This is a genomic window from Phycisphaerae bacterium (genome assembly GCA_035384605.1).
GTDB lineage: Bacteria > Planctomycetota > Phycisphaerae > UBA1845 > PWPN01 > JAUCQB01.
Genome location: DAOOIV010000194.1, coordinates 1 through 5,258, shown reverse-complemented (window position 1 = coordinate 5,258; position 5,258 = coordinate 1). Strand labels below are relative to the sequence as shown.

Annotated in this window: 5 protein-coding genes; all 5 read left to right on the top strand. The window is 58.9% G+C overall.

Going from position 1 to position 5,258, the window contains the following annotated elements:
* Positions 1-259 precede the first annotated feature (259 nt).
* The 5 genes from PLL20_21515 to PLL20_21495 all read left to right on the top strand — a co-directional run bounded on the left by PLL20_21515 (position 260) and on the right by PLL20_21495 (position 5,072).
* The gene (locus tag PLL20_21515; GenBank protein HPD32578.1) at positions 260-1,630 is read left to right on the top strand and encodes an SUMF1/EgtB/PvdO family nonheme iron enzyme; all 1,371 of its coding nucleotides are present in this window, start codon (positions 260-262) and stop codon (positions 1,628-1,630) included.
* Positions 1,631-1,671: 41 nt separating this feature from the next.
* Positions 1,672-2,058: a four helix bundle protein gene (locus PLL20_21510; protein ID HPD32577.1), complete on the top strand. Its 387-nt coding sequence runs from the start codon at positions 1,672-1,674 to the stop codon at positions 2,056-2,058.
* 39 nt (positions 2,059-2,097) lie between these two features.
* Positions 2,098-3,576, top strand: coding sequence for a hypothetical protein (locus tag PLL20_21505; GenBank protein ID HPD32576.1), 1,479 nt, complete (start codon positions 2,098-2,100; stop codon positions 3,574-3,576).
* Positions 3,570-4,151 (top strand): hypothetical protein, encoded by a 582-nt coding sequence (locus PLL20_21500; protein HPD32575.1) that lies wholly within the window; start codon positions 3,570-3,572, stop codon positions 4,149-4,151. The genes PLL20_21505 and PLL20_21500 overlap by 7 nt, the downstream gene beginning before the upstream one ends.
* A 588-nt stretch (positions 4,152-4,739) precedes the next feature.
* Positions 4,740-5,072, top strand: a complete 333-nt coding sequence (locus PLL20_21495; protein HPD32574.1) for a hypothetical protein — start codon at positions 4,740-4,742, stop codon at positions 5,070-5,072.
* Positions 5,073-5,258 lie beyond the last annotated feature (186 nt).

Here is a 5,258-nt window from a genome sequence, read left to right as displayed (position 1 = left end):
GTGCCATCCTGCGTCAGGTTCCCATCGTCGTAAATAGGTGACTGTCCCTATTTATTCCTAGTCGAGCACAGCCCCCGGGCACCAGGCAAATAGCCGGAGGGGGGCGGCTCCAGGATCTCATCTTTTTTACTGGCAGAGCCGTCCCGAGTTTGGTAGAATGCCCAGATCACATTCAGAAGCCTTCGGCCTCTGGCGGAGGGCAGGGTACGAAGCGGGTAGATGGTCGATCCCGTTCGGATACATGTCGGGAGTGCAGGTTATGATCAGGAAAACGATCAGCGTGGTGGTTGGATGCTTTGCGTGGGTGGGCCTGCCGGCCGTGTTATCGGCCAATTCGGCCCCGGTGGTCAGCAATGTCACCGCTGGCCAGCGGACGGATGGCTCCAAGAAGGTGGACATCCGGTACAACCTGGCCGACGCTGACGGCGATGCCTGCGCGGTCACGGTGCAGGTCAGCAACGACAATGGGGCGACCTGGACCGTGCCGGCCTCGACATTCGACGGCGGAAGCGCCGTTGGAGCCGGTGTCACGCCAGGCACCAGCAAGTTGATTGTCTGGGACTGCAAGGTGGATCTGCCTGGGGCGTTCGGCAGCCAGTACAAGGTCCGGGTTTGTGCCGATGACCGTCCCGTAGGCGGCATGGTGCTCATCCCCGCCGGCGAGTTTTTGATGGGCAATTCGTTCACCGGCGAGGGATACTCGGATGAGCTTCCCCGTCATGCCGTTTACGTCAGCGCCTTTTACATGGACCGGTACGAGGTGACTAACGCGCAGTACGCTGCCGCCCTGAACTGGGCCAAGGCCCAGGGTAACCTGATCACGGTTACCAGCGGCGTGGTCTACAAGTACAACACCGGTACCAGCTACCCGTATTGCAGCACGACATCTGCACCCGCAGGATCTCCGAATTACGGCGAGTACAGCCGGATCACTTGGAACGGTACGACCTTCGGCGTGACCTCCGGTAAGGAGAACCACCCGATGGTCGTGGTCTCCTGGTACGGGGCGGTGGCCTACGCCAACTGGCGAAGCGCCATGCAGGGCAAGCCGCTGTGCTACGACCTGTCCACCTGGAACTGCTACTGGAACAGCGGATATCGACTACCCACGGAGGCCGAGTGGGAGAAGGCTGCCCGGGGCGGGGCGGCCGGTCGTCGGTTCCCATGGTCGGATTCCGACTACATCCAGCACGCCCGGGCGAACTACTACAGCTCCACCTACACGTACGACACCAGTGCGACGCGAGGGTTTCACCCGGTGTGGGGTGTCTCACCTTCCCCATATACCAGCCCGGTGGGCTTCTTCGACGGATCGCTGCGGTACAAGGCGGACTTTAACTGGCCCGGGACGGCGACGAGCTATCAGACAACGAACGGGGCCAATGGTTACGGCCTGTACGACATGGCGGGTAATGTCTGGGAGTGGTGCAATGACTGGTACTCAAGCACGTACTACAGCAGCAGTCCGTACAACAACCCTCGCGGGCCAACGAGTGGCTCGTACCGTGTTCTTCGCGGCGGCGGTTGGTTCTCCAGTCCCAGCGTCTGCCGGGTGGCGTATCGCTTCGACTACTGGCCGCACAGCCGCTACTACAGCGACGGGTTCCGTTGTGCGGCGGGGACTCCGTGAGACAGAAGACAGCAAACAGAAGACAGGAGACAGAAGGCAGAATGGAGGAGACGGAAGACAAAATCAGGAGGCCGGCGCGGACGTTCCAGGATCTGGTCGTCTGGCAGAAGGCTCACCGGTTTGTGCTGGAGGTCTACCGCCTGACCGAGCGGTTTCCGAAGCACGAACTGTACGGATTGACCTCGCAGTTGCGTCGGGCGGCGGTTTCGATCCCGGCCAATATTGCCGAGGGGTTCAAGAAGAAAGGGCTTGCGGACAAGGCCCGATTCATGAATACGGCGCAAGGATCGCTGGAGGAATCGCGCTACTACCTGATCCTTGCAACCGACTTGGGTTATGGTGACACGGAGTCGCTATATGGAGCACTGGACGAGGTCGGGCGCATGCTTGATGCTTATGCCCGTTCGATTCTGTCTTCTGACTCCTGACTCCTGTGTCCTTATTCGTTCTTGTCGGAGGTCGCAGCGATGCGTAGCGTGAATAGTGCAAAGCCGAGCCGTGGTTTCCGAAGGGTCCTGCTGGCCTTCTGTCTCCTGTCTCCTGTCTTCTGTCTACTCCCCGCGCCCGCCTGGGCCCTCCAGACCTGCGCGCAGTCGGCGGCGTTCACGATCGACAACCGGCCGTTCAACAACGGACGGATCGCGTACCATTCATACAGTGGCTACCTTCATCCGCCGTCAGGGAACAACGGTGCCATGCACCTGTATGATCTGGGGACCTCTCTGCAACCCACGAATGTTACAGCGGGAATGTCGCTCTCGAATGCAATGAATCCAAGCTTCTCACCGGATGGTCGGCTGATTACCTTCATGGCTATTCCGAGCGGTGAACCTCTCGTACGTTCCAGTCTGAGGGTGTATGTTTACGACTGTGTCAAGAAGACTGTCTCGACTCCGTTCCCGCTCAGAGAACCCGGCGAAGCGGCGGTCATGGCGGAAGACCCCAGGTTCTCTCCGGATGGTGCCAGGATCATCTTCAAAGGTAACGATCGCATCTGGACCATGACTCGGGACGGTCGGAATGCTCGCGAACTGACCAATCAGTTTGAGGACGAACGCTCCGGGCCAAACTATGAACCGACCAACGGAAGCCGAATTGTGTACTGGAAAGGGGGCTGTCCCTTTGGAGACATCTACTGGGCGTTAAAGGACGGGACCGATGAGAGTTGTCTGTTTGGTACGGACACCGACTGCGCCGTTCGACAGTTGGGGGATTGCCTCAATGATTACTACCCGGTTTTCTGGGACAGCAATCGAATTCTGTTTGCGAGTTGGGACAAGTTTGTGTCCTCTGCACCGGACTGTGACTGCCAAGAATTGCCTAACCCTGATGATGACCTTCATCTCTACACAATCTCGCCGCCGTCATTGGAGACACTGTGGCGGCTCAATACCGACACATATGACGAATCCGATCCTTTCGTAGTGGATTCTTCATGGATTGGCTTCTCGTCGACGAGAGGGGGTAATGGTCACTACGATCTCTATCTCGGCAATCCGACAACGGGTCAGATTATGCCTCTTGCATCGCTCAATGACAATTTGCACCAGTTGGGCGGCAGCTACTCACCAGTTCCGCAGGCATACGTCCACAAAATCCCCGAATCTGTGGTTATGGCGGGACGGGTGGCCACAGGCGAAGGGGGCACGAGCAAAGGCGCTACAGACACAGCAACAGGTATTCCGGACATGGAGGTGTCGTTCAGCGGGCTGGGTACCGTGGTCACCGATTACGCTGGGTACTATGCCAGACTGGTACCGGCCGGATGGTCGGGAACCATCAGCGTCAGCCTCGAAGCTCCGGAAACGGCGAATGCCGGCCTGAGACAACTGGCGGAAGACAGCGGTCAACTGATGTTTGGCACTCGAGTGTACAACTACGTCGGCGGCGACCTGAGCGGTGAGGATTGGTGGGGTGGGTGCAGGATGTGTCCGCGCCGGTGCTAACGGCTGGTTCACTGGAGATCGTGCCGGATTACGATACCTCGACGGCCGAGGCCCAGTTATCAGGCACAGTCACTGGGGAGGCCGTGCTGGTCGAATGGACCTGCCAGGTCAACGGTCAAACAAGCAGCGGAACCTGCACCTTTGCCGACGGCAACTGGTCGGTTGTCGTTCCGTTGCAGCCGGGCCAGAACCAGATCACGATTAGCGCTCAGGACAGCGCCATGAATGAAGGCTTATATCAGGTGGTCGCTGACTTCAATCCCTGTCTGGACGAGGACCGCGACGGCGTGTGCGTACAGCAGGACCTCTGCCCGAACACGATTGCGGGCTTGGCCGTCGATGAAACCGGGTGCCCGGCACCGGTGACCGGCGATTTCGACCGCGACGGTGATGTGGACACGGCCGACTTTGAGGCATTCGAGGGCTGCGCCTCCGGGCCGGGGATTCCCCTTGCCTTGGATTGTGAAGCAAGCGATTTCGACGCGGATAATGACGTCGACCAAGCCGACTTCGCAATCTTCCAGCGATGTTTCAGCGGGGAGGACATTGCGGCGGATCCAAATTGCTCGCAGTGAGCAACGTCGAACTGTGCGAACTGACCGCGGCACCGAAACATTTAAATACCGCAGTCACTTGGCAGTGACATCAGCAGATCCAACCTCGAGGGGATGGGCCGCCAAGCACTCAGGCTCATACCCTTCGCGTTCAAGACCTCTGGTCCACAGGACGCAGATCTCGGTGGTTGATTCCACGGATCAACGTCTCTGCGAGACCGAAACGAGGAGGCCTGTTTCCGCCCGGAAACAGCCTTTTCCGCAAGAACCGCCCGAAGCAAGGACCGGCAATTCCAGCCGGGGCTCTGCCCGGACGATCGCGCCGCCCACAAGGCCCACCGTTCTCACCAGATGCACGGTTCTGCCGGCCGGAATCTTGCCACTCCACAGGCACTGTCTCCCGATCGACGCCGGCGATCACTCTTTGTTGTTCTCATCCGCGCTCGGCGGCCCGCCATCCACAACACACACCCCAGGTACCGCCCGCAGGCCCTCCTGCCTCGGCTGTCGCCGAAGGCCACGGGCCACGGCAGAAAGGTTTATTAACTGCATCGTCTTACCGATCGTTACGATTTGGTACATCCAATCGATAGGAGGCAAAAGCGGAACATGTCTAAACCAGAAAAAGTATTCAAGATGGGAGCGGTACGAGCATCCATATTCGTGAACACGATCGATCGCGGCGGCCAGGCCGTCAGCCTGCCGAAAGTGATCATCGAAGTTCGCTACAAGGACAAGGCCGGCCAGTGGCAGGGAACCAACAGCCTGAGCGTCAATGACCTGCCCAAGGCGATCGCAGCCCTGCAGAAGGCCTATGACTACCTGCTCGGGTCGGAGACCGAAGACCTGCCCGGCCCCGAGCTACAGCCGGCATCGTCGCCACAGCCGATCCGATACTCCCGAACGGTGCACAAGATGTACCGCAGTCCGGAGATTCCCTGATATTCAAGGAAAGGATATTAGGGACAGTCACCTATTTTGTAGGAGTCATAAGGATATTAAAGAAGTATTATGCTGCATTGACGAGTGTCGAAACAGGGACGCAGCTAGTTTTTGAGAAGCGGTCAGCCTTCAGCGATCAGCTTTCAGCGGCCAGAGGGGTGGTGTTCTGCCGCAGTGGACGCAGAG